Annotated in this window: 18 protein-coding genes; 7 read left to right on the forward strand and 11 right to left on the reverse strand. The window is 67.0% G+C overall.

From position 1 onward, the window contains the following. Positions 1-3: 3 nt before the first annotated feature. Positions 4-741 (reverse strand): glutamine amidotransferase, encoded by a 738-nt coding sequence (locus SYV04_RS19575; protein ID WP_321547352.1) that lies wholly within the window; start codon positions 739-741, stop codon positions 4-6. A gap of 117 nt (positions 742-858) precedes the next feature. Here SYV04_RS19575 and SYV04_RS19580 point away from each other — a divergent pair, with 117 nt between their 5' ends. Genes SYV04_RS19580 through SYV04_RS19590 form a run of 3 tightly spaced genes read left to right on the forward strand, consistent with a single transcriptional unit; the run spans position 859 to position 5,049 of the window. Next, positions 859-2,349, forward strand: a complete 1,491-nt coding sequence (locus SYV04_RS19580; protein WP_321547353.1) for an aldehyde dehydrogenase family protein — start codon at positions 859-861, stop codon at positions 2,347-2,349. A gap of 28 nt (positions 2,350-2,377) precedes the next feature. Then, positions 2,378-3,835 carry a glutamine synthetase family protein gene (locus SYV04_RS19585; protein ID WP_321547354.1) on the forward strand — a complete coding sequence of 486 codons (1,458 nt, stop codon included), beginning with the start codon at positions 2,378-2,380 and terminating at the stop codon, positions 3,833-3,835. 29 nt (positions 3,836-3,864) lie between these two features. Continuing rightward, on the forward strand, positions 3,865-5,049 hold the full coding sequence (locus tag SYV04_RS19590; protein ID WP_321547355.1) for an iron-containing alcohol dehydrogenase: 1,185 nt from the start codon (positions 3,865-3,867) through the stop codon (positions 5,047-5,049). Between the two features lie 13 nt (positions 5,050-5,062). Here SYV04_RS19590 and SYV04_RS19595 read toward each other — a convergent pair whose 3' ends face one another. Next, positions 5,063-6,055: a GlxA family transcriptional regulator gene (locus tag SYV04_RS19595; protein WP_321547356.1), complete on the reverse strand. Its 993-nt coding sequence runs from the start codon at positions 6,053-6,055 to the stop codon at positions 5,063-5,065. 126 nt (positions 6,056-6,181) lie between these two features. Between SYV04_RS19595 and SYV04_RS19600 the strand changes: the two genes are divergently transcribed. Further along, positions 6,182-6,817 (forward strand): DJ-1/PfpI family protein, encoded by a 636-nt coding sequence (locus SYV04_RS19600; protein WP_321547357.1) that lies wholly within the window; start codon positions 6,182-6,184, stop codon positions 6,815-6,817. 6 nt (positions 6,818-6,823) lie between these two features. Here the strand turns inward: SYV04_RS19600 and SYV04_RS19605 are convergent, their stop codons facing one another. The 6 genes from SYV04_RS19605 to SYV04_RS19630 all read right to left on the reverse strand — a co-directional run bounded on the left by SYV04_RS19605 (position 6,824) and on the right by SYV04_RS19630 (position 12,764). Continuing rightward, positions 6,824-7,144, reverse strand: a complete 321-nt coding sequence (locus SYV04_RS19605) for a hypothetical protein (RefSeq protein WP_321547358.1) — start codon at positions 7,142-7,144, stop codon at positions 6,824-6,826. Between the two features lie 28 nt (positions 7,145-7,172). Continuing rightward, entirely contained in the window at positions 7,173-8,636 is a 1,464-nt protein-coding gene (locus tag SYV04_RS19610; RefSeq protein ID WP_321547359.1) for a hypothetical protein, read from the reverse strand. Then, positions 8,633-9,964: a KGGVGR-motif variant AAA ATPase gene (locus tag SYV04_RS19615; RefSeq protein ID WP_321547360.1), complete on the reverse strand. Its 1,332-nt coding sequence runs from the start codon at positions 9,962-9,964 to the stop codon at positions 8,633-8,635. Before SYV04_RS19615 ends, SYV04_RS19610 begins: the two co-directional genes overlap by 4 nt. Then, positions 9,961-10,380, reverse strand: coding sequence for a hypothetical protein (locus SYV04_RS19620; protein WP_321547361.1), 420 nt, complete (start codon positions 10,378-10,380; stop codon positions 9,961-9,963). The genes SYV04_RS19615 and SYV04_RS19620 overlap by 4 nt, the downstream gene beginning before the upstream one ends. A gap of 253 nt (positions 10,381-10,633) precedes the next feature. Beyond that, entirely contained in the window at positions 10,634-11,239 is a 606-nt protein-coding gene (locus tag SYV04_RS19625) for a hypothetical protein (RefSeq protein ID WP_321547362.1), read from the reverse strand. A gap of 100 nt (positions 11,240-11,339) precedes the next feature. Further along, positions 11,340-12,764, reverse strand: a complete 1,425-nt coding sequence (locus SYV04_RS19630; RefSeq protein ID WP_321547363.1) for a sugar transferase — start codon at positions 12,762-12,764, stop codon at positions 11,340-11,342. A gap of 237 nt (positions 12,765-13,001) precedes the next feature. Here SYV04_RS19630 and SYV04_RS19635 point away from each other — a divergent pair, with 237 nt between their 5' ends. Continuing rightward, positions 13,002-13,790 carry a WecB/TagA/CpsF family glycosyltransferase gene (locus tag SYV04_RS19635; RefSeq protein WP_321547364.1) on the forward strand — a complete coding sequence of 263 codons (789 nt, stop codon included), beginning with the start codon at positions 13,002-13,004 and terminating at the stop codon, positions 13,788-13,790. 11 nt (positions 13,791-13,801) lie between these two features. On the opposite strand, the gene SYV04_RS19640 is transcribed toward SYV04_RS19635, so the two are convergent. The 3 genes from SYV04_RS19640 to SYV04_RS19650 all read right to left on the reverse strand — a co-directional run bounded on the left by SYV04_RS19640 (position 13,802) and on the right by SYV04_RS19650 (position 22,327). Further along, on the reverse strand, positions 13,802-14,152 hold the full coding sequence (locus SYV04_RS19640; protein WP_321547365.1) for a hypothetical protein: 351 nt from the start codon (positions 14,150-14,152) through the stop codon (positions 13,802-13,804). 98 nt (positions 14,153-14,250) lie between these two features. After that, positions 14,251-14,628 carry a hypothetical protein gene (locus SYV04_RS19645; RefSeq protein ID WP_321547366.1) on the reverse strand — a complete coding sequence of 126 codons (378 nt, stop codon included), beginning with the start codon at positions 14,626-14,628 and terminating at the stop codon, positions 14,251-14,253. A gap of 157 nt (positions 14,629-14,785) precedes the next feature. Then, positions 14,786-22,327, reverse strand: coding sequence for a S8 family serine peptidase (locus tag SYV04_RS19650; protein WP_321547367.1), 7,542 nt, complete (start codon positions 22,325-22,327; stop codon positions 14,786-14,788). Here SYV04_RS19650 and SYV04_RS19655 point away from each other — a divergent pair. Continuing rightward, entirely contained in the window at positions 22,326-22,565 is a 240-nt protein-coding gene (locus SYV04_RS19655) for a hypothetical protein (protein WP_321547368.1), read from the forward strand. The genes SYV04_RS19650 and SYV04_RS19655 overlap by 2 nt on opposite strands. Before the next feature lie 148 nt (positions 22,566-22,713). Beyond that, positions 22,714-24,570 carry a cytochrome c3 family protein gene (locus tag SYV04_RS19660; RefSeq protein WP_321547369.1) on the forward strand — a complete coding sequence of 619 codons (1,857 nt, stop codon included), beginning with the start codon at positions 22,714-22,716 and terminating at the stop codon, positions 24,568-24,570.

Raw genomic sequence — 24,570 nt, forward strand, 5'->3', positions numbered from 1 at the left:
CAGTCAGGGAAAGCGTTCCAGGAAGTTCACCAGGATCTGTCGTCCGGCGGGAGTGGGAGCGATGGCCGACAGCAGCCGGGGCACGCGCTCTCCGGGCGGCACGCCGCGCGCGGTGGCCTCCGCCTCCAGCCGCTCCGCCCGCGCCTGGATGAGCGCCTGCATGGCGGCTGGCTGCACCTCCGGGTGGAACTGCACGCCGCGCGTATGCGGACGGAAGGCCAGCGCCTGCACCGCCGTGTTGGTGTTGCCCGCCAGCACCACCGCGCCCGCGGGAGGCTCCGGGACGATGTCCTCGTGGGTGGCCTGCACGGCGATGGTCTCGGACAAGCCCTGGAAGAGCGGGTCGGCTCGGCCGTGCTCCGTCAGGCGGACCTCCACCGTGCCAATCTCCCGGCCCTGGGGGTTTCGCACCACCCGGCCGCCATAGGCATGCGCCAGCAGTTGGTGGCCAAAGCACACCCCCAGCACCGGGATGCCCCGCTCCTCCGCGCCCACCATGAGCTCCGCGGCACGCTCCATCCACGGCTCCAGTCGGGTGACGGACAGTGGTGAGCCCGTCATCATCACCGCGTCATAGCCCGAGATGTCCGTCGGCAGCTTCGCTCCCTGGTGGGCGGCCACGATGTCGAATCGATAACCGGACAGTCCAAGCGTCTGGAGGAACCACCGGTCGTAGTCGCCCACCGAGAGGCGGACCGAGGCCGCGGCTTCTCCCGCTTTCAGCAACAGAACGTTCTTCACCGCACGCCTCCCGGCCCTGGGTTGCCGCACTCGGCGGGCATCCCTACCGTTTTACGCCGATCTTGATCGGCGCCCGAGCCCGCGAGTCCTCGCGTCCGGGCCCTCCTAGGAGTCTCCATGACCGACGCTCGTTCGCTCACGCCCCAGCTCCCCGCGGCCAAGCTGCTCATCGACGGCCAGCTTGTGGACCCCGTGGAAGCGGGAACCCTTACCGTGACGAACCCCGCTACCGGGGAGAAGATTTGTGACGTGCCCTCCGCCACGGGCGCCGATGTGGACAAGGCGGTGAAGGCCGCGCGCCGCGCGTTCGAGTCCGGACCGTGGAGCAAGATGAACCCCAGCGAGCGCGGCAAGCTCATCCGCAAGCTGTCGGATCTGCTCTGGCAGCGCCGCGAGGAGTTCGCCCTCGTCGAGTCGATGAACAACGGCAAGACGTTCCGTCAGGCCATCACCGGCGATGTGGCGCCCGGCGCCGCCACGCTGTCCTACTTCGCCGACTGGGCCAACAAGATCACCGGCGAGGTGCTGCCGGTGGACGGCCCCTTCCTCACCTACTGCCTCAAGGAGCCGGTGGGCGTGGTGGGCGCCATCGTTCCGTGGAACTACCCCACGTGCCTGCTGTGCTGGAAGCTGGGCCCGGCGCTCGCGTCCGGCTGCACCGTGGTGGTGAAGCCCTCGGAACTCACCCCGCTCACCGCCCTCAAGCTGGGCGCGCTCGCCCTGGAGGCGGGCTTCCCGCCGGGCGTGCTCAACGTGGTGACGGGCTACGGCGACCCCGCGGGCGAGGCGCTCGCGCGGCACCCGGACGTGGACAAGATCTCCTTCACCGGCTCGGGGCGCACCGCGCGCCGGCTGCTTCAGGCCTCGGCCAACAGCAACCTCAAGAAGCTGACGCTGGAGCTGGGCGGCAAGAGCCCGCAGATCGTCCTCCCGGACGCCGACTTCGCCACCGCCGTGGAGGCGTGCTTCTGGGGCATTTTCAGCAACAAGGGGGAGATCTGCAACGCGGGCAGCCGCGTGCTCGTGCATGAGAAGGCCTATGACGCGTTCGTCGGCCAGCTCACCGAGCGCGCCAAGAAGATGCGCGTGGGTGACCCGCTGGATGCCGCCACGGAGATGGGCGCGCAGATCAGCCCTCGCCAGCTCGAGACCATTCTCAGCTACGTGGACAGCGGCAAGCGCCAGGGCGCGAAGCTGCTGGTGGGCGGCGAGCGCGACACGCAGGGCACCAAGGCCAAGGGCCTCTTCATGCAGCCCACCATCTTCGGAGACGTGCAGCCGGAGATGAAGATCGCCCAGGAGGAGATCTTCGGTCCGGTGCTGAGCTGCATCCGCTTCCGGGACGAGGCACACGCGCTGGAGATCGCCAACGGCACCCAGTACGGCCTGGCCGCCTCCATCTGGACACGCGACGTGGCCAAGGCGCACGCCATGGCGCGCAAGGTGAAGAGCGGCGTGGTGTGGATCAACTGCTTCAACGAGTTCGACGATGCCGCGCCCTTCGGTGGCTACAAGGAGTCGGGCTGGGGCCGGGACCTTTCACATCACGCCCTGGAGGGTTACCTCCAGTACAAGGCCGTGTGGACGAAGCTGCCCGCGGACCTCTGATTTCTCTCAAGGACAAGGACGCGTACCGATGGCAATCCGTCCCAAGGCAAAGGTCATCTCCCACCCGGTCATGGCGCGTCGCGCGCGCGCCAAGGAGAAGGTGGATGCGGCGCGCACCGTCATGCGAGAGCCGGGCGGGGTGGACTTCCTTCGCAAGTGGTTCGAGGAGAAGGGCGTCCGCAAGGTGAAGCTGGGCGCGGTGGACATCGACGGGGTATGGCGCGGCAAGTACATCTCCCTCGACAAGTTCTTCTCCGCGGCCAAGGGCGGCCTGGGCTTCTGCGACGTCGTGTTCGGCTGGGACCTGGCCGACGAGCTGCTCGACAACACGCAGGTGACGGGCTGGCACACGGGCTACCCGGACGCGAACGCGCGGGTGGACGTGTCCACCGGCCGCATCATCCCCTGGGAGCCGGACACCGCGGCCTTCCTGCTCGACTTCGTCAACAAGGACGGCTCGCCCTTCGGCGCCAGCCCACGCCAGCTCCTGCAGAAGATCGGCCGGCGCGCGCGGGACATGGGGTACCTGCCCAAGTTCGGCGCCGAGTACGAGTTCTTCATCTTCAAGGAGACGCCGCAGTCGCTGAAGGAGAAGGGGTTCCAGAACCTCACCCCGCTCACCCCGGGCATGTTCGGCTACTCGTGGCTGCGTACCTCGCTCAGCGCTCCGCTGGTGCATGCCATCATCGACGGGTGCAACGCCTTCGGGGTGGACATCGAGGGCTTCCACACCGAGACGGGCCCCGGCGTGTTCGAGGCCGCCATCCGCTACGACGACCTGGAGAAGTCGGCGGACAAGGCGGTGCTCTTCAAGACGGTGGTGAAGGAGATCTGCGCCCGCCACGGGCTCACCGCCTGCTTCATGGCCAAGGTGAACGCGAAGCTGCCGGGATGCTCGGGGCACGTGCATCAGTCGCTGTGGAACATGAAGGGCGACCGGAACACCTTCCATGACGAGAGCGTGCCAGATGGCATGAGCCAGACGATGCGGCACTACATCGGCGGGCAGGTGTCGCTGATGCCGGAGTTCACCGCGCTCTACTGGCCCACGGTGAACAGCTACAAGCGCAGCGTGGAGAACACGTGGGCGCCCACCACCGCCACGTGGGGTCAGGAGAACCGCACCACGGCCATCCGCGTCATCGGCGACAGCCCCAAGTCCATGCGGCTGGAGTACCGCCAGCTCGCCGCGGACATGAACGCCTATATCGGCATGGCGGCGAGCCTCGCCGCGGGCCTGTGGGGCGTGGAGAACAAGGTGGAGCCGCCGCCCATGTGCTCGGGCAACGGCTACGAGGCCAACGCCCAGCCGCTGCCGCGCAACCTCAAGGAGGCGGTGGAGCTGCTGGAGCGCTCCGACCGGGCGCGCGAGCTGCTCGGCGAGGACTTCGTGGACCACTACGTGCGCACGCGCAAGTGGGAGGTGCGCCAGTACGAGCGCGCCGTCACCAACTGGGAGCTCGAACGCTACATGGAGCTCATCTGAGCCACACGGGAAGGACCGGGTCCATTACGATGCATCCATTCGATATGCCGACCGAAGCGCGCGTCACGGAGATGTCCTGGCCCACGAAGATCGTCTTCGGCGTGGGAGCCCTCAAGCGTCTGCCGGCGCAGGTCGAGCGGCTGAAGATGAAGCGCCCGCTCGTCGTCACCGACGCGGGCGTGGTGAAGGCGGGGCTCGCCCAGCGCATCTACGACGTGCTCAAGGGCGCGGGCGTGGAGTACGCGGTGTTCGACCGCGTGGAGCCCAACCCCACCGAGAAGGACGTCTTCGCCGGCCTGGAGGCGTACCGGCGCGGCGGGTGCGATGGAATCGTCGCGCTCGGGGGCGGCAGCCCGCTGGATGCGGCCAAGCTGGTGCAGTTGCTCACCACGCACGAGCCGCCGCTGTCGCGCTACGACGACGCCAAGGGCGGTGACCAGTACGTGCGCGACGACCTGCCGCCGCTCATCGCCATTCCCACCACGGCCGGGACGGGCTCGGAGGTGAGCCGCTCGGGCGTGGCCACGCTGGAGGACACGGGCCGCAAGACGGTCATCTTCAGCCCGCACCTGCTGCCCAAGGCGGCCATCTGCGATCCCGAGCTGACGCTGGGGCTGCCGCCGGGAGCCACCGCCGCCACGGGCATGGACGCCTTCACGCACTGCCTGGAGGCTTATCTCTCCAACGGCTTCCACCCACTGGCGGACGCGGTGGCCATCGACGGCATCATCCGCGTGGGGCGCTCGCTGCTCACCGCCGTGAAGGAGGGCAGCAACGTCTCGGCCCGCGCCGACATGATGGTGGCGGCGATGCAGGGCGCCATGGCCTTCCAGAAGGGCCTGGGCGCCTGCCACGCGCTGGCGCACGCGCTCACGCCCATCTCCGGGGTACACCACGGCCTGGCCAACGCCATCGTCCTGCCCGTGGTGATGGAGTTCAACCGCCCCATGTGTACCGCGCGGCTGGCGCGCGTGGCGGTGGCCATGGGCGAGTTCGCCAACATGCGCGAGGACGTGCTCGCCGGTAACGCCATCGAGCGGGTGCGCAAGCTCAACGCGGCCATCGGCATCCCCGCGCGGCTGCGCGACGCGGGCGTACAGGAGAAGGACTTGTCGCGCATCGCCGCCAAGGCCTTCGAGGACGCCTCGCACCTGAGCAACCCGCGCAAGTGTACCGAGGCGGATCTGCTCGCCATGGCGCGCGAGGCGTTCTGAGCACCTGAGTCCGTCACGCACTCGCGGAGAACCGACGCCGGTACTCCGCGGGCGTGACTCCGAGCGAGCGCCGGAACACGCGGTGCAGCGTCTCCAGCGTGCCGAAGCCGACCTCGGTGGCGATCTCCTTCACCGTCCGCCGCGTCGCCTCCAGGGAGGACCGAGCCGCCTCCACGCGCAGCTTCTCGACGTACTTCGCGGGCGTCAGCCCGACCTGCTCGCGGAACGCGCGCGCGAAGTTGCGGGGGCTCATCGCCGCGCGCCGGGAGAGCGACTCCACCGTCAGGTCCTCCCGCAGGTGCTCCGGCAGCCACTCCTGCACCTCGCGGATGGGCGCCCTGTCGGCCCACTGCGAGGCGAGCTGCACGCTGAACTGGCTCTGGCCTCCGGGGCGGTGGCGGTACATCACCAGCCAGCGCGCCACGCCGCGGGCCACCTCTCGGCCGAGGTCCTCTTCCACCAGCGCGAGGGCGAGGTCCATTCCGCTCGTCACTCCCGCCGAGCTCCAGGTGCGGCCGTCCTGGACGAAGATCCGATCCGCGAGCACCTCACAGCAGGGAAATTGTCGTTGCAGGTCCTCGCTGGCGGCCCAGTGGGTCGTGGCGCGCTTGCCATCCAGCAGCCCTGCCCGGGCCAGCAGGAAGCTGCCCGTGCAGACGGAGGTCACGCGTCGGCTGCGTCCGGCCAGTCGGCGCAGGTGCGGCGAGAGCGCGGGTTCCGCGTCGGGTGACGTGGCCACCAGTCCACCGGGGACCACCAGCGTATCCACCGGCTCGCGCACCCGGTCCAGCCGCGTGGTGGCGTGGAGCATCATGCCCCCCATCGTCGGCACCGGGCCCTTGCGGAGGGCCGCGATCTCGACGCGGTAGCCCCGCTGGTTCGGCCCCACCAGGGAGGCGGCGGTGGTGAACACCGAGGCCGGGCCCGTGATGTCGAGGATCTGCACCTCCGGGTACGCCACGATCAGCACCAGTCGGTCCCGCCGGCTTCGCGTGGGTCTTCTCAAGCGCTCATTCATGTCAGGACCCGACCTAGCCCGGGTTGGCGGAAATCGTCAAATCAATGGCAGTCCTGCCAGCGCCGCTCGCGCGTAGGGTGTCATCCGCAGCCCCCCTTCGTCGGAGGACACGCCATGGACATTGCCTTCCTGCTCTACGAGAACATGACCTCGCTGGACTTCATTGGCCCGTACCAGGTCTTCACGCTGGTCCCGGGAGCGCGCATCCACCTGGTCGCCGCCGAGCCGGGGCCGCTGCGGACGGACGCGGGCGTACGGATGCACGCGGACCGGCGGCTGGAGGAAGTACCCCGCGCCGACATCGTCGTCGTCCCCGGCAGCTCGGATCCTTCCAAGACGATGGGAGATGAGCGGGTGCTCGCGTGGCTGCGGGAGATGGACAGGTCCACGAAGTGGACGACATCCGTGTGTACCGGCGCGCTCATCCTGGGCGCGGCGGGCCTGCTCCAGGGCAAGCGCGCCACCACGCACTGGACGGCCACCGAGATGCTCCGGCAGTTCGGCGCCACGCCCGTGGCCGAGCGAGTCGTGTTCGACGGAAAGCTGGTGATCGCCGCCGGAGTGTCCGCGGGCATCGACATGGCGTTGACGCTGGTGGCGCGGGAGTTCGGCGAGCTGGTGTCTCAGTCCATCCAGCTCGGCATCGAGTACGACCCCGCGCCTCCCTTCGCCACCGGCTCGCTGCGCACCGCCTCGCCCGCCCTCATCGAGGCGTCCAAGGCCTTGCTCCAGGCGAGCCTTCAGCGCTGAGCACGCTCAGGGGCCGGCGTCCGTGGCAGGCACGCCCGCGTCCATGCCTTCGGGCATGGCGCCGGTCATGTCCAGGGTGGTGCCCTCCGGGGTCTCCTCGGTGGCCTCGGTCTCTCCGTTGGCCACCTCGCCCCCCGCGCCAATCACTCCGCCGGTGACGGGGGCGCCTCCCTCCTCGGGAGTGAACTCCAACTGCTCGATGAACGCCTGGCCCGGCAGTCGGAAGTCCATGCCGGTGACGCGCGGCCGGTCTCGCAGCTCATAGAGCTGCTGCGCCACCGAGCCCGCCTGGATGCGCTCGTTCGAGAAGATGACGTACACCTTCACCGTGCCTTCTATATATGTAGGAGAATGTTCAACGTATAGGCTTAATTCCTCCTTTGCGCTTCAAGCCAAATCCGACACGATAAACGTCTGGCATGTTAATACGCCCATCGGGCATTTGCTCGAATACGCCGAGTTCGAGCAAGTCTTCACGCACTCCTGCAAAGCCACGATCAAGCCTCTTGGGGCGAATATCGCGATGCCGCTGAAGTTCTGAGATGACATCTGCTTCTTTCCACCGCCGGTACACGTCAGTGAAGTCACAAGGAATGACCAAGTCCCTGAGTGGCTTCATTGCTATACCAATCCACTTGTGATCTTCCTGGATCTCCTTGACGCGAATTTTGGAGGCTTCTTGGACTCCAAGTTTGATAGCTTCGTAGAAGATGGGAACGTCCTTGTTAGAATTGGTATCGCTTAATGCTGCTGTGCGAATGGCCGATAGAAAACTTCGTGGGCTGACTTTTTTATGTGCGTCAGCGAGATGGTTGGGAAGCCAAGTGTAGGCTGCCCCGCGCCTCTGATCTTTACCCATGTAGGGACTTGCAATGGCATGAAATACAGAACGCTGGGTTTCTTCATTCTTCCGAAGTTCGGAAGGAACCCGCCATACTCCCATGAATTCTCGCCATGTTAATCCAAAGATGTTGTTGCAACGGTCGCGAAACGCGCGGCCAAATCTTTGTCCATTAGAGAGATGTTGCCAGAGTAGCCCATAAAGATCGGCTCTTGGCCAGTCCAAGCTTACTCGGCTCGATAGGACTTTAGAGGCATCAGGAAAGCTACTGACCTCCGGATCGTCTAGCATGTCTGGACGGACAAATGCTTTGGCTCGTAGTGAATAGAACGATCTGAAGTCGAGCGCAGCTTGTAATAGCCCGCGCAGAAGAGACTTGAGATCATTCCAAGTGCTTGCAGTGCGGTCCAGTGCATCAAATACGATGAGGTGCTGCTGCTTCTTATCGGCGAGTTTTCGATCAGCATCAAAAAGTGCATGAGAAGTTTCTTCGGGGTGCTGGAGAATCCACCCAACGCGCTCTTCCCATGCTTTCGTGTGTCTCAATAGGCCGTCTTCCTTGCCGGTGACGTGCCAAGTGATGATGGTGCGCCAAATAAGTTCTGGCTCGTAGATTCCAATAAGCTTCCGGAAAATTTCCTTGTCGGGGTAGTCGCGGGGATTCTTCCGAACACCAAAGCCAGGGCTAACGATGGTGTTGTCATCAAAAGGTGCTGTGCGAGTAGTCTGAGCAACAACCAGTTTGCGGTAGTCGGGATCTTGTAGTGCTGCCCACCATACACTCTTCCCGGCACCACGTGTGCCTACTACAAGCATGCTGTCAGGATGTAGCGCACGGACATGAGCAGTAGGAACATAGAGAAAGCCATATTTGGGAGGCTCACCATGAGTGTCGGTTTCCTCAGGCAGGGTCTCCTGAATAAGCCTTCTGATTTCTCTTGGAGGGAAAAAGTTGGTTTGGACCCTACGCTGAATCATGCTTCTTCTCCGAGAAGCAATCTGCTTGCCTCGGCTAAGAAGTGGCCAAAAGCTGCATCGACTTGTTCTTGGCCCAGCGTTTCTACTCCTCGAACTGGGTCAAATTCGAGGAATGCACGAGACCAGCGAATACGAATAGGGTGGTGCGGGGCATCTTCATCCCCAATATCGTAATTGAAGGCGTCGAGATCGGTTGCTTCCGCTTCTTCATAAAGAAAGTCCTGGAAGAGGCGATAAGCAGAAAGGCTGAATCGCTCTATGTATGCATCAGCCCCAATCTCTGGAATAAGAGCAGCAACCATTTTTAGGTTTTCCCGAATCGCTACAGCACGTTCAGGATGTGCTCTCCACTTTTGGAATAGCAGTTCGTAGTCAGCCCAGGTTTGGCGGCTGTTTCCTGCGAAGAGTAGACACAGTGCGCCGAGTCGAGTAATGGCGGCTGCCGCGATGTCGTGCATCCCGGCTCTGCTGTCAATAATGGTTACGTCGGGCTTGTATGTATCCTCTGCTTGAGAGACGAATCGCTCTATGCGATCTCCAAACTCTAGCATTCGTTTCTCGGTTTGGATTGGCATGTAGGCGCGAGATAGTTTTGCGAGGTAGTCGTAACTGGCTCGGGCACGCCCTCCTGCTGGGACAACGAGTACTTCGCCTTGAGTTCCTTCGGCGAGCGTGCTTCTTGCGACCATGTCTTGGAACAGAAGCCGGTCTGATTGCCCCACCGCATCCTCAACTAGCCAGTCAATGACGCCGAAGTCGGGATGGGATTCATGTGGCAACAAAGAGGATCCAACTCCTGGCGACTCCAAGTCTAGATCTATGACGAGAACACGCCTGTCTTTCTGCGCTAGGTGTCGTGCCCACACAGCTGTGGCAGTTGAGCGGCCGACTCCTCCCTTGATACCGAACATGGTTGCTCGGTGCGTCTGCGCAGGAGTTGCCGTACTGGGCTGACGCAGCCAGTCTGAGCCGATAACCTGACGTTCAACAAGATGGATATAGGTAGGCTCAGTGCTCAGCAGAAGGTTGTCAGGGGAGTCGAAAAGGGATTTCGGATCAATAAGATTCGATGCAAGCAGGAGGTCTGTCTCTGGATCTGGGGCAAACGCACCAAGCTCTGTGCCCAATGCTTGGAGAAGCTTCTTGATAGTGTCTTCTGGCGGTGCTGCATATGGAGGTCTGTCGTCAAGTGCTAGGTGAATGCGACCATAGAGATCGCGGATCAGCACTATTCGTGAATTCGGCAGTTCGGTGCGACGGATGATTGCCACCGCAAGGTTGAGTGCTTGATCAAAGCGAACGGCATGCTTGGTTGGTGTGGCGTTCACTTGAGAATCCCGTCTTGGATGGCCAGTTGGAAAACTTCTTTGGCTTTAAAAGCCCCTGCGCGATGAGCTTGAACTGTTGCTGCCGTAAAGTGCTCATCACCGAAATATCGCTGGATGACGTGCCAGTCTTTAAAAGGATTGATGCTGCCCAACTTGGCGGCGTATCTAGCCCCATGGGGGCCTTGGGCAAATATGCGGAAATTAGACCATAGCGTGTTGATGTGTTTTTGATGGTCTGCGTTGCTCAGATCACCGTCGCTATTGGTCGGTGCGCCGAGAGCGATCATAACGGCCTTAAGCGCGCACTCTGCTGAGATGCCGAAAAGATGGTCTGCATTGGCTAGTCGTTTGGCTCGGTCTAAACTGTCTGCGTCGGTCCAATGACGATCAAGTGCTTTTCGAAAATTGATAGCCATGTGCTGCCTTTGCAGATTGCGCGAAGAAGCTTCTTCCTGCCGAATATGGGTGCATTTGGGTCCGCCATGCGAGCGAAAATGCTAACCGGAATGAAACTATTGCTACTTTCTAGTGGGTCATGTTGGCCTGTGTGAAGTAGAAAAATGAAGCCCGATGGCGCTTACTCAAGAGTGGAGAAAGCGCCTACGCAAGAAGCGACCTTAGCCCTGTAGTGCAGTTCAGGTTAGTGGAAGCCGAGAATAGGCTGCACGCTCAGGGGCCGGCGTCCGTGGCAGGCACGCCCGCGTCCATGCCTTCGGGCATGGCGCCCGTCATGTCCAGGGTGGTGCCCTCCGGGGTCTCCTCGGTGGCCTCGGTCTCTCCGTTGGCCACCTCGCCCCCCGCGCCAATCACTCCGCCGGTGACGGGGGCGCCTCCCTCCTCGGGAGTGAACTCCAACTGCTCGATGAACGCCTGGCCCGGCAGTCGGAAGTCCATGCCAGTGACGCGCGGCCGGTCTCGCAGCTCATAGAGCTGCTGCGCCACCGAGCCCGCCTGGATGCGCTCGTTCGAGAAGATGACGTACACCTTCACCGTGCCTTCCTGCACCGGCACGCGGAAGCTCGTGTTGGCCACGGGCCGGCCCGCGTCGCATTTGATGGACCGGTTCTCCCGAGTCATCGTCAGCTGCCGGATGATGCCCTTCTGCGACACCGTGTAGAGCAGGCAGTAGGGCAGCTGTCCCTCGCTGGGGACGACCTCCATCGTGGAGCCGCTGACCTTGCGTACCTGCGCCCGACGTGGCGCCTCGTCCTTGTCTCCCTTGGTACAGCCCGCTCCCAGCGCCAGCACCGCCACGGCCCATGGCCACCGCGTCATGTGTCCTCCCTCAGGCGTGAAACGTACGTCTGCCCGGCCAGCCTAGCCGGCCCTTACACGTGGGGGCAGTCGGTTCGTCCGCTGGAGAACGGTGCGGTGCTCAGTAGGCGCCACTGCGCCGCAGCACGGCGGGCACCGTCTTGAGGAGGATCTCCAGGTCCAGCCATAGCGACCAGCGGTGGATGTACTCGGTGTCCAGCCGCACCACCTCCTCGAAGTCGGTGATGGAGCTGCGGCCGCTGACCTGCCACAGGCCGGTGATGCCCGGGCGGGCGCCCAGCCGGCCGAAGTGGTGCTCGCGGTAGGTGGCCAGGTCCGCCTCGAAGAAGGGGCGCGGCCCCACCAGCGACATCTCTCCGATGAACACGTTCCAGAGCTGGGGCAGCTCGTCCAGGCTCCACTTGCGCAGGAAGGTGCCCACGCGGGTGACGCGCGGATCATTCGGAATCTTGAACAGGCGCGCGTCGCCGCTGGCGTTGAGGTGGGCCAGATGCGCCTTCTCCGCGTCCGCGCCCACGCGCATGGTGCGGAACTTGAGCATGCGGAAGGTACGGCCCCCGAGCCCCGCGCGCTCCTGGGCGAAGAAGACGGGCCCGCGCGAGTCCAGCTTGATGAGCAGCGCCAGGAACCCCAGCAGGGGAGAGATGGCCAGCAGGCCCATGCCCGCGCCCAGCAGGTCCACCGCGCGCTTGACCCACAGCTGCTGCCCGCGCAGCGAGGGCACCGTCAGCTCCATGAAGGAGATGGGGTGGTAGGAGACCTCCGAGGGACGGATCCACCCCATGCGCTCGTAGCGGGACACGGCCAGCAGCCGGCCGCCGCCCGAGACCACCGCCTCCATCAGCGTCTGGAGCTGGGCATCGCCCACGTAGCCACTGAGCACCACGGTGTCCACCGACTGGCCCTGCATCACCTTCCAGAGATCCTCCAGGGAGCCGAGGACCCCCTTCTGAGCAGGCGCGGACGCCGGGGTCGGCTGGAGCGTGACCCACCCCAGCACCTCCATGGTGTCCAGGTGCGAGAGGCGCTCGAAGACCTTCTGGGAGGCCGGGTCGTCCGGATTGCCCAGCAGCAGCACGCGCTCACGCGTCTGGATGAGGTGTCGCAGGGGAATGGAGAGCCGCTCGAGCGCGACCCGCGCGAACAGGGTGGTGACGCCCAGGCCGACGATGGCCGGCGCGGCGTAGAACAGCACCGGGAGCAGGCCGCGTATCCACATGTCGTTCCAGAGCATGAGGCTCACGGCCAGGGTGACGCCGCTGAGGATGTGCCGGGGCGAGCGCCACGCGTCTCCCGAGTGATAGGCGCCCGCGACCACCAGCCCCACCAGCAGGGCGACCGCCATCTCCCACTCGGAGTAGATGCTGGAGCTGGCGCCTCGCCAGCCGGTCATGTCGGCCAGGCGCTCCAGCCAGCTCACATCTCGCAAGAGGGACAGGATGGTGCGGCTGAGGACGAAGGCGGTGGCATCCGCGGCAAACAACGCCAGCACGCGACCGATGCCGCGCAGGGCATGCTGGCTCAAAGTACGGGAGGCGCGACGCTGTAGGATGACTCGGGGAGAGCTCAGCCACACAAGCTTGCCCGCGGGAGCGCTCTCCGGTGCGGAGGACGCCTCCGGGGAGGGCGGCAGAGGGGTGGCGGGTTGACTCACCTGCCCAGTTTGACAGCCCCCGTATCCATGAGTCCATGCCCCGCCAAAAGCCGGAATACCGGCTCTGGCGCCCATCAACTATCCTCTGGCACCCGAGGAGGATGGAGGATGACGGGCAACCCTGCCCCTACCCTGGAAGCCCGAGCGCGGGGCTTCCTCACGCTGCACGAGCGCATTCGTTGCGTCGATGACGCGAGCGCTCAGGAGGCCCTCCTGGAGGAGCTGAAGCACCCCTCGCGTCCCTACATTGTCTCCTTCGTCAACGCGCACGCCGCCAACCTGGGGTGGAATACACCCAGCATGCTGGAGAGCCTGCTGCGCTCGGATCTGCTGTTGCGGGACGGTATCGGCGTGAAGTTGGGGCTCCGGGCCTTCGGCCGACCGCAGGGGCTGAACATGGTCGGCACCGACTTCATCCCCAAGATTGCCCGCGCCTACCGAGGCCGCCGGGTGGCCCTGTTCGGCACGCGCTCGCCCTGGCTGGACACCGCCCGCCAGAGGCTGGAGGCGGACGGGCTGCAGGTGGTGGCCTGCCATGACGGCTTCGCCCCGCCCGAGACGTACCTGGAGCTGGCCGCCGAGGCGAAGCCGGAGCTCATCCTCCTGGCCATGGGCATGCCCAAGCAGGAGGAGGTGGCGGTGCGGTTGCGCGAGCGGCTCTCCCATCCCGTGCTCATCGTCAACGGCGGCGCCATCCTGGACTACCTCGGGGACAAGGTGACGCGCGCCCCCGAGTTCATGCGCAACCACGGCATGGAGTGGGTGTACCGCCTCTATCTGGAGCCCAAGCGCCTGGCCAGCCGCTACCTTGTCGGCATCCCCGCCTTCTTCTCTCATGTCGCGGTTGCTCGGCTGGTGAGCCCTCGGGGAAGCGCCGGAGGCTCCGAGCCCTTGTGAGTGGCGGGGCGCTACGCGTTTCGCATGCGCCGCGCGAACACCAGGTCCAGCAGGCTGACGCCGAGGACCATGCCGAGGGAGAAGACCACCCGGTCCCGTCGCAGGTTCTTGGCCAGCGCCACCCCGAGCAGGCCGATGTCGATGACGTCACCGGCGACGCGCGCCCAGAGCGAGGCCTTGGGCTTGTCCTCGGTGAGCACGCCGATGCCGGACACCAGCTCCCGAGCCCCCATCATCCGCATCAGGACAGGGTGCTCCCCCGTGCCCGTCTTCTGCCCCAGCCAGTTCGGAGCCACGAGCTGCGTCAGCCCCAGCGCCACGCTGAAGACACCCAGGCCCCTGGCCACTTGCACATCGGTCATGACACTCCTCCTGTGCTCAGAAGCTGGGCGCGCGCCCGGAGCCGGGCGAGGGCAGGGCCAGGGCCCCTCCTAGGGGGAGCGAGGAGTCGTCCGCTTGCTCAGCGGATCCGGCACACCCCGTCCACCAGCCGGGGCTGAGGCTTGCGCGTCAGGCCGCAGTTGGACATGACCCCGGCTTCCCGCTGCCAGGACTGCTCGGCTTGCTGGAGCGCGGCGAGCTTGCTCTCGAGCGCTGGCACATCCGTCGTCCGCGAGCAGTAGGCGATGTACTCGCGCGGCCCGCCACAGGCCTTGTTGCCGAACCCGGCGACCGCGCACTCCTCCTGCTGCTCGCAGCCTTCCGTCTTCGCCAGCGCCCGCGCCTCTTGAGCGAGCCGCTCGGCCTGCTGCTTCAGCGCCTGCTCCTTCTTGGCCGGGCCCGCCGACAACAACAGCGCCGCCGTCCACGCGCCCAGGTGTCCTGGCAGGAACGTCATTGGGTGCCTCCTCCATAAAAGAAACGCGCCGGCGGGAGAGCTCCACGCCGGCGCGTTCTTGTCAGTTGCTCGACTCCGAAGCGAGCGGGCGGAATGCGCTTCTCCGCCCGTTCCAACCCGGGGGACTGGCTTCAGTCCCCCGGAGTCACGTCAGCCTTCAGGCCGCCTTCGCCCGACGCCGACGGTGCGCGTACCGCGCCAGGGCGAGCAGGCCGAAGTAGATGCTGGCATCCGCACCGGAGGTGGCGCCGCAGCCGCAGCCGCTGTCGCCGCCGCCGTCGCCATCACCGTCGCCATCGCCGTCGCCGTCGCCGTCACCGTTGGTCTGCGTGGTGACGCTCACCGCGGCGGAGGTGGCCGTGTTGCCCGCGCCATCGGTGATGATGGCGGTGATGGTGTGCGCCGAGCCGGGGGCAACCTTCGTGCTGTCCCAGCTGACCGTCAGCGGCGACTGGGTGCCGCTGCCGATCTCCGTGCCGTCCACGAGGATGGCGATCTTCACCAGCGTGGTGCCGGAGGCCACCGCGCCCGCGGCGGTGATGCTCACCGTCCCGGAGACAGTGTTGCCGTTGACCGGGCTGACCACCGCCACCGTCGGCTGAGCGAACGCCGAGACGTTGGTCTCCGCCGAGCCCGTAACGGTCGCGTTGGCCGCGTCCGTCAGGGTGATGCTCTTCTGGCCCTGCGTCTTGAACGTCACCGCGAAGCCCTGGAGCCGGCCCTCCGCGAACGTCGCGGTAGGCTCGAAGGTCGCCGCCGAGTCCGAGCTCGTCACATTGACCGTGCCGGTGTAGGGCGAGGCCAGGTTGCCGTAGCCGTCGAAGGCCTCGGCCGAGAGCGTCGTCTCCTGACCCGCGGACACGCTCTCCGGCAGCACCACCGCGAAGAGGGTGGCCGGGCCCGGCGTCACCGCGAACGCCGCGCTCGTCGCACCCGCGGCGCCCTGGATGCTCGCCGCCAGCGTGTAGCCATTGCCCGCCTTGCGCAGGGTCAGGCCGGTGAACGTCGCCACGCCGTTGACCGAGGCGGCCGTGGTGGTGCCCTGCAGCGTGCCGTTCGCCGGGTTCGTGGCAAGCACCAGCGTCACGTCACCCGTGCCGGTGGGGATGCGCACGCCCAGGGAGTCCTGCAGCTCCACTTCGATGGTGGGCAGCGACTCGCTGGCCTGGACGCTGGTGGGCAGGGCGCGGAAGGCCAGCCGAGCCACCGGGCCCTGGGCGATGTCGAACGCCGTGCTCGTCGCCGAGGTGAGCGCGCCCGCGCTGGCCTGGAGCGTGTAGCCCACGCCCGCGGGGCTGACGCTCAGGTCCGCGAAGGAGGCGATGCCACCGACCGCCGCCGCCGTGGTGGTACCCGAGAGCGTACCGTTGGAGGGGTTGTTGCCCAGGGCGAGCGTGATGGCGTTCGTGGCGTTGGTGACGAGGTTGCCGAAGGCATCCTCCACCGCGACCTGGATCGCCGGGGTAATCGTCGTGCCCTGCTGAGCGGTGGACGGCTGGACTCGGAAGGCCAGCGCCGTCGCGGCGGCAGGAGAGACGTCGAACGCGTCGCTGGTGGCATCCGTCAGCCCGTCCGTGTGAGCCGTCAGCCGGTAGCCCACCGCCGCGCGGGCGATGGACAGGTCGGTGAAGGTCGCCACGCCGTTGACGGCGGCCACCGTGGTGGTGCCGGCCAGCGCGCCACCCAGGCTCTGCAGAGACAGGGTGATGCTGGCGGTGGAGCTCGTCCGGTTGCCGTTGGCGTCGCGGATCTCCACGGAGACGGTGCCCAGGCTGGCGCCCGCCGTGGTGGAGGTGGGCTGCTGCGAGAAGGCCAGCTGGGTGGGAGCACCCGTGCTGACGTCGAACGCAGCGCTGGTCGCGCCCTGGAGCGTGCCGGAGGTCGCGGTCAGCGTGTAGCCCACGCCTGTGTGGCTGATGCTCAGGTTGGCGAAGGAGGCGATGCCGCCGACCGCCGCCACCGTCGTCGTGCCCGAGAGCGTGCCGTTGGAGGGGTTGTTGCCCAGGGCGAGCGTGATGGTGTTCGTGGCGTTGGTGACGAGGTTACCGAAGGCATCCTCCACCGCGACCTGGATCGCCGGGGTGATGGTCGTGCCCTGCTGAGCGGTGGACGGCTGGACCCGGAAGGCCAGCGCCGACGCGGCGGCAGGAGAGACGTCGAACGCGTCACTGGTGGCATCCGTCAGCCCGTTCGTGTGAGCCGTCAGCCGGTAGCCCACCGCCGCGCGGGCGATGGACAGGTCGGTGAAGGTCGCCACACCGTCGACGGCGGCCACCGTGGTGGTGCCGGCCAGCGCGCCGCTCTGCAGAGACAGGGTGATGCTGGCGGTGGAGCCCGTCCGGTCGCCGTTGGCGTCGCGGATCTCCACGGAGACGGTGCCCAGGCTGGCGCCCGCCGTGGTGGAGGTAGGCTGCTGCGAGAAGGCCAGCTGGGTGGCGGCACCCGTGCGGACGTTGAACGCAGCGCTGGTCGCGCCCTGGAGCGTGCCGGAGGTCGCGGCCAGCGTGTAGCCCGTGCCAGCGCGGCTGACGCTCAGGTTGGTGAAGGTGGCCACGCCACTGACGGCGGCCACCGTGGTGGTGCCGCCCAGCGTGGCTCCCGTCGGGTTGGCGCCGAGGGCCAGGGTGATGCTGTTCGTGGCGGTCGTGACCGTGTTGCCCTGGGCATCCAGGACGGTCACCTTGACCGCCGGAGAGATGTTCGTGCCCGCGGCGGCCTCGCTCGGCTGGACGGTGAAGGACAGCCGCGCCGGAGCACCCGCGCCGACGTTGAAGCTGGAGCTGGTCGCGCTCAGCAGATCGGTCGCGCTCAGCACCAGGGTGTAGCCGGTGCCCACGCGATCGATCGACAGATCCGCGAAGTCAGCCACGCCGTTCACCGCGTTGACGGTGGTGGTGCCACTCAGCGTGGCGCCGCTCGGGTTGTTGCCGAACGCCACCGACACCGCCGTGGTGGCCCCCGTCACCGTGTTCCCGCCCTGGTCGACGATGGTGGCCTGGAGGGACGGGGTGATGGTGCCGCCAGCCGAGGTGTTGGTCGGCTGCCGGGTGATGGTCACGCGGTAGGGAGGACCCGCGACGATGTTGAACGCGTTGCTGACCACCGCGGTGAGCGTGCCCGACGTGCTCCTCAGCGTGTAGCCCGTGCCGGGACGGTTGATCGACAGGTTGCTGAAGGTGGCCACACCGGCGACGGCCGCCACCGTGGTGGTGCCCGTCAGCGTGCCGCCCGAGGGGTTGGTGCCCAGCGCCATGACGACGTTGGACGTGGAGGTCGTCTGGTTGCCGAACCGGTCCTGGATGGCCACTCGCACCGCGGGGGCGAGGGGCGTGCCTGCCGTGCCGTTGGCGGGCTGGGTGAGGATGGCCAGCCTGTTGGCCGCGGCCGGGTTGATCTGGAACGCCGAGCTGGTGGCGCCCGTGAGGCCCGTGGAGCTGGCGGTCAGGGTGTAACCCGCGCTGGTCTTGTCGAGGGACAGGTTGGTGAAGCTGGCCACACCGTTGACGGCGGCCACCGTGGTGGTGCCGGACAGCGTGCTGCCACCCGGGTTGTTGCCCAGGGCGACGGTGATGCTGTTGGTGCCCGTCGTCACCGGGTTGCCAAAGGCGTCCACCAGACCCACGCGCACGGCCGGGGTGAGGGAGGCGCCCGCGACGGCGGTAGCGGGGGGCTGCACGGTGAAGGTGAGGCTGGCGGCGGGGCCCGCGGTGACCGTGGTGCTGGCGCTCGCGTTCATGCTCGCGTCCGTGGTGTCCGTCGCGGTGACCGACTGCGCGCCCAGGGTGCGGAAGGTGATGGGCACGTTGTTCGCCACACCCGCCGTGAACGTCGTGCTGGGAGGCAGCGTGGCCTGCGCGTCCGTGCTGGTGAACGTCGCGGTGCCGTTGTAGCTGGTCGCCGTCGCGCCGATGGCGTCCACCGCCGTGACGGTGAAGGTGACCGGCGAGCCGGCAGCCGCCGAGGCGGGCAGCCCCGTGACGCGGTAGGCGACGGCCGGGCCGGGCGGAGGCGTCTGCGTGGTGCAGCTGGCGAACGAGTCCGCGGTGATGCGGACGTCGTCCACGTAGAAGCCTTCCACGACGTCGCTGCTGTCGGTGTGGATGCGGAACCCGAACCACACCTTCTGGCCGGCCAGGGCACCCAGGTTGACGGTGACGGGCTTCAGCGAGCCGTTGGCGCCCAGGTTCGCGCTGGTCCAGATGCGCGTGGTGGCGCTGCTGACCAGCGTGTTGTCGTAGCCGCCCGACGAGATGTACGGCTGCGTCGTCGAGACCACATCGCCCACGTTGGTCCAAGGACCGGTGGCGCTCGTGGTGCTGTAGACCAGCCAGGCACCGTCGTAGCGGGGCTCGATGTTGTACCAGACGTTGAACGTCATCTGCGGGCCGATGGTGGAGGCCGGCAGGGTGAAGCCGTTGATGGCGGAGGACACCGAGCCGTTACCGCCCAGCGAGAGGACGAGCTGCTGGCTGCTGGGGTAGGTGCCGCCGCAGGTGGTGTTGGCCGCGCCGAAGCGGTACGACTTGTTGGGCGACTGGTAGTGGCAGCCGGTGACGATGTTCAGCGTGTTCGCGTTGCCCGCCTGCGCCGTGGGGATCCAGTACGCGGCGGCGTCCGCCGGCCGGTTGGCGTCCAGGTCATCGAAGTAATTCAGGCCCGGCGTGACCGCGCCGGTGGCCCGCGAGGAACGCTGGACGGTGTTCGACTCCTGGAGGGTGGCGTTGCTCGTCTCGGTGGCGCGGACCACGTAGTAGTACGCGGCACCCGAGGTCAGGTTCAGGTCATCCGAGAAGCTGGTGCCCGTCACGCCCGTGGCGATGCGGTTGCTCGCCGACGGGGTGAAGCCCGGGGCGGTGCTCCGGTAGATGGAGTAGCTCAGGGTGCCCGCGCAGCTCGGGGTGGCCGCGGACCAGGCCAGGTTGTTGGCGCAGGTGGAGGCCTGGGAGTTGCTGGCGGTGGTGAGGCCCGCGAAGGTGGGCGCCAGCGTACACGTGCCGGAGGTCGCCGCGGAAACCTCGGTGGACGGCGCCGACTCGGCGCAGTCCACGGCGCGCACCACGTAGTAGTACGTCGTGATGCCAGACACGCCGCTGTTCACGAACGGCGGGGCCGCCGCCGAGCCCACGCGCTCGTACGGACCGCCCGGGGTGATGGCGCGGTAGATGTTGTACGAGGGGGCGCCGGTGGGCGTCCAGCTCACGTCGATGCGGTTGTCGCCATTGGCCGCGGCGGTGATGCCGGTGGGCGCCGTGGGCGCCGACGCGCAGCTGTTGTAGGCGACGAGCGCGAAGTCCTGGTCGAGCGCGGTGCCGCTGTTCGGCACGCCGTCCGAGTTGATGTTGGTGGCCGTCACCGTGACGGTGTACGCACCCTCGGCGCCCGCGGGCAGGAAGACGCTCTCCACGTTGTTGGCCGCGTCCGCCGAGCCGCCGGTGACGGAGTTGGCGCCGGTGAAGACGTTGCCGCGGTAGGTGTTCGCGCCCAGGGTGACCGTGAGGTCCAGGTTGTTGCGCCAGGCGTTGCCCGAGGTGGAGCCGGGCGCGTCCGTCCACGCCAGCGTCACGCGGAAGGGCTTGGTCGAGTCGGACACCACGCCGCTGAAGGTCCGCGTCTGGCCGGTGGCGGTGAAGAGGCTGGCCGGGCTCTGGTCATCCAGCAGGCGCCGGGCGCCGTCGAACGCCATGCCCAGGTCCATCAGGCCCATGCCCTGGTTGTTGGAGAAGAGCGAGTCGTTGGCCCCCACGCCCGTCATGTAGCGGGTGGAGTTCATCAGGTAGGCCTTCGTCATCGCCGCGCTGGGCGGAGTGAAGCCCTGGTTGATGAAGTACTGGCGCACGAGCGCCGCGCCACCAGCCACCGCCGGGGTGGAGTGGCTGGTACCGGAGGAGGCCGTGAACCACTGCTGGCCGACCGGGTAGAAGTTGTTGTTGGGACCGCCGCACACGCCGTCGGCGTTGAAGCACGAGAGCGCCTGCCCGGTGGGGTTGCCCGGGGTGGGGCTGCGCTGGCCGGCTGCCTGGGCCACGCCGCCGGAGACGTGCGTGCCGGGCGCCATGATGTCCGGCTTCTTGCGACCGTCGGAGGCGGGGCCGCGGCTGGAGAAGGCGACGATGTCGTAGAGGCTGTTGGCCTCGGTGTCCGTGGTGTTGCAGAGGTCCGGCGCGCCGAAGGCCCGCACGTTCTCGGAGGCGCCCACGGTGATGATGTTCTTCGCCGTGCCGGGAGTGCCCACCGTGTTCGCGCTCGCGCCGTCGTTGCCCGCCGCGAAGAGGATGACCATCTCCTGGTTGCCCGCGTTGGGCACCGCGGAGCCCGTGGGCTGCGCGTCACGCACCAGCGCGTCGTAGCGCTGCGCGTCGGCGTCATAGAGGTTGGAGGAGGCGCCCCAGCTGTTGGAGCTGATGCGCATGCTGTCGCGGTACGCGCGCGACTGCAGGTCCTCGTAGTCCGGGTCGGTGAAGCTGGCGGGGTCGAACACCACCGAGGAGCCCACCTTCACGAAGGGCGCCACGCCCAGGCCGTGGGTGAAGCCCGACTCGTCCGTGAAGGGCGCGCCGGTCTGGTTGGCATAGCCCGCGACGATGTGGGCGTTCAGGGTGCCGTGGCCATCGCAGCCCTGGATGGTGCTGCCGGAGTTGGCCGTACCCTCGAGGCGGGCGTAGGCCACGCGGCTGGTGCCGGTGACGTCGCCGCCCACGTAGAGGCCGAAGTGGTTGGGCGCCAGCGTGGCGTTGTCCAGGCCGCTGTCGCTCACGTCCACGCCGAAGTTGGAGGCGGTGAACTGCGCCTGGGTGAAGCCCTTGGAGGCCAGCCACCCGAGGTAGCCCGGCCCGGTGGGGCCGTTGCCGGTGATCTGCCCGGCGAGGATGACGTTCTGCCGCTCGTCGACCTTCTTCGGGGCGAGGCGCGGCATGATGGAGACCACGTCCGGACGGGTGGCGATCTCGTAGAGCTGCTCGCGCGTCAGGTGCGCCACTACGTTGATGTAGCCCAGGGCCTCCTGGAGGGTGCCGTCGCGCGACTGCAGGGTGCGGATGAGCGCCAGCGTCTCCGCGTTGGCCTCGGCATCCTGGATGAGCTGGATGGCGTAGGTCGGCGTCTTGACGGTCTGGATGGCCCGGTGCAGCTTGTAGTCATCCAGGAAGTCGCTGTTCCACTGGATGCTCGCGGTGGCAGCGGAGATGTGGTTGCGCAGCGCGCTCAGCTCGGTGGCGCTGCCGTAGACGAGATAGGCGTTGTTGGGGATGTACGTGACCACCTTGACGCCAGTGGCCTCGAGCGCCTGGTACCACTCGGTCTTGATGGGACCGGCGAACTGCACCAGGTGCAGGCGCTTGCCGCTGGAGGGCAGCTTCATGCCGCGCAGCGACTGGCCGTGCTCCGAGGCGGTGTTGATGACGCCCGCGTTCAGCAGCAGGTCGTCATAGTCATCGCGCAGCTCCACGCCGGCCTCTTCCGGCAGGGAGGCCAGCGCCTTGTCATCGACCTGAACCAGCTTGTAGGCGCCGTAGTCGGCGATCAGCTGGACGCTGGCGCCGCGCTGCTCGAGCTGCGCGGCCTGCTCCGCGGTGAGCTGCACCTTGTGAGAGGCCGGGTTCGGGCGGTAGCCCTCGGGCTCCGGAGTCCCGGACGCGCTGCCCGAGCCCTCGCAAGCCACCATCGCCAATAGCCAAAGCGCCCCGAGCACACGCGTGCCCATGGCGCGACCGCCCGTTCCGGGAGGCCGGGTCGAAGAAATCCTCATCTATGTCCCCGAGTTGCGAACGCTCCTCCGCGTGCGGGAGAAGAGCGCTGCTGTGAATTCGGCGCCGTGGGAGATCTCGGAAAGAGAAATCCGCAAGGTCGCACGCAAAAAACCAGTAACACGAAAAGCGTCGAATTTTCAAATGGTCAACATTTGCCAGCAACATCAAATCGCGCAGCGCGGCATGGCTTGAAAAAGGAAAAACATGTCTTGGCTGATAACCCTGTCACCTAAGCGGTTGAACTCGCTCAACCTCACGGGTTTTGCTGGGATGAACGAGTGGGCAGTCGGGTGCATTCGGGCATCGACGCCACGGGGCTGAAGCGCCTATGCATCGAGGCATGAAGCCCGTCGGCGCGCACTTGCGCGGCCCATACCTCGCCTGGGGGCTTGGCCTGGCGCTGCTGGGAGTGGTGGCCGGCGCCGCGCTCCGGGCCACCGTCGCCGAGGTGCGTACGCCCGTGGCGCTCGCGGACGTGGCGTATACGGGCTCCGCGTCGTGCCGGCCGTGCCACCCGGACCACTACGCGAGCTGGCGGCGCACCTTCCACCGGACGATGACGCAGGAGGCCTCGCCCACCGCGGTGCTGGGGGACTTCAGCGGCGTGAGCTTCACGTACGCGGGGGTCACCTCGCGCTTCCTGCGCGAGGGCGAGGGCTTCGTCATCGAGACGCTGGACGGGCAGGGCCAGCTGCGCCGGCAGGCCGTGGCGCGTACCGTGGGCTCCCGGCGCGTGCAGCAGTACCTGGTACGTGAGGACGACCGCTTCATCCGCCTGCCGGTGGCCTGGGACATCGCGCAGCGGCGTTGGTTCCACCTCACGGGTGGTTTCCTGGATCCAGATGGCACGGACTTCAACGCGCACCGCGCGCTGTGGAATGCCAACTGTATCTTCTGTCACAACGTGAAGGCGCAGCCCGGCTACGACTGGGAGCGATCCCGGTTCGACAGCCACGTGGCGGAGCTCGGCATCGCCTGTGAGGCCTGCCATGGGCCCGGCACCGAGCACGTGGCCCGCAACGCCTCGCCGCTGCGCCGTTATTACCTGCATGCCTCCGAGAAGGAGGACCGGTCGATCGTCAACCCGCTGCGCCTGGATGCGCTGCGGCGCATTCAGGTCTGTGGCCACTGCCACGGCCAGCGCCTGCCGTCTCCGGTCAGTCGCATCCGCCAGTTTCTCTCCGAGGGCGATCCGTACACCGCGGGGGAGGACCTCTCCACGTACACCCGGCCGCTCTACCGCGAGAGCCACTTGGAGGGAGTGAATGTGGCGCTGCGCTTCTGGAAGGACGGGACGCCGCGACTCACCGCCTATGAGTACCAGGGGCTGCTGCTGACCAAGGACTTCCAGCGCGGCGGGCTGACGTGCCAGCACTGCCACACCATGCATGGAGGCGACCCCAAGGGGATGATCACCCAGGCCATGCGCGGGCCCGCGGCCTGCCAGAGCTGTCATCCGGCCATCGTCGCGCGCGCCGCCGAGCACAGCCGGCACCGCGAGGGCTCCTCGGGCACGGACTGCTACGCCTGTCACATGCCGAAGGTGACCTACGGAATCCTGGAGGTGCATCCCACGCATCGGATCCAGGTGCCGGACCCCGCGCGCGCCTGGTGGCACGAGATGCCGGAGGCCTGCACGCTCTGCCACACCGACCGGAGCGCGCGGTGGGCGGAGCAGACCCTGCGCGAGCAGCAGGGGCGGGCGCCCGCCGAGGATCTGCCGACGGATCCAGCCTTCGAGGTGGCCGAGAGCGTGCGCACGCTCCTCTCGGGGGATGTGGTGCAGCGCGCGGTGGCGGCGTCGGCGCTCGGGGATGAGCGCAGCGCCATGACGCAGCCGGTGGCGCGGCTGTGGGCCGTTCCGTTCCTCGTGCAGGCGCTCGAAGACAACTATCCCTCGATCCGCCGCATGGCGTGGCGCTCGATCGAGACGCTCGTGGCCCGCGCCGGAGAGGCACGGCCCGAGCTCACGAGCTCCGCCGCGCGGCTTCCGCGCTTCGATCCCCAGGCCTCCGCCGAGGAGCGCGCCCGCGTGGTGCAAGCCTGGCGGCAGTGGTGGGCGGCACTGGACACGCGTGATATTCCGCGCCCCGATGCGGCGGTCCCACTGGATGCCTCGTTGGAGCCGCTCCCCACGGTCATCGAGCAGCTCCTGCGCAGGCGCGCGGCGCAACCTCCCATCCAGATAGGCGAGTGA

Origin of the sequence: Hyalangium ruber, assembly GCF_034259325.1 — a bacterium.
In the GTDB taxonomy this organism is placed as follows: Bacteria; Myxococcota; Myxococcia; order Myxococcales; family Myxococcaceae; genus Hyalangium_A; species Hyalangium_A rubrum.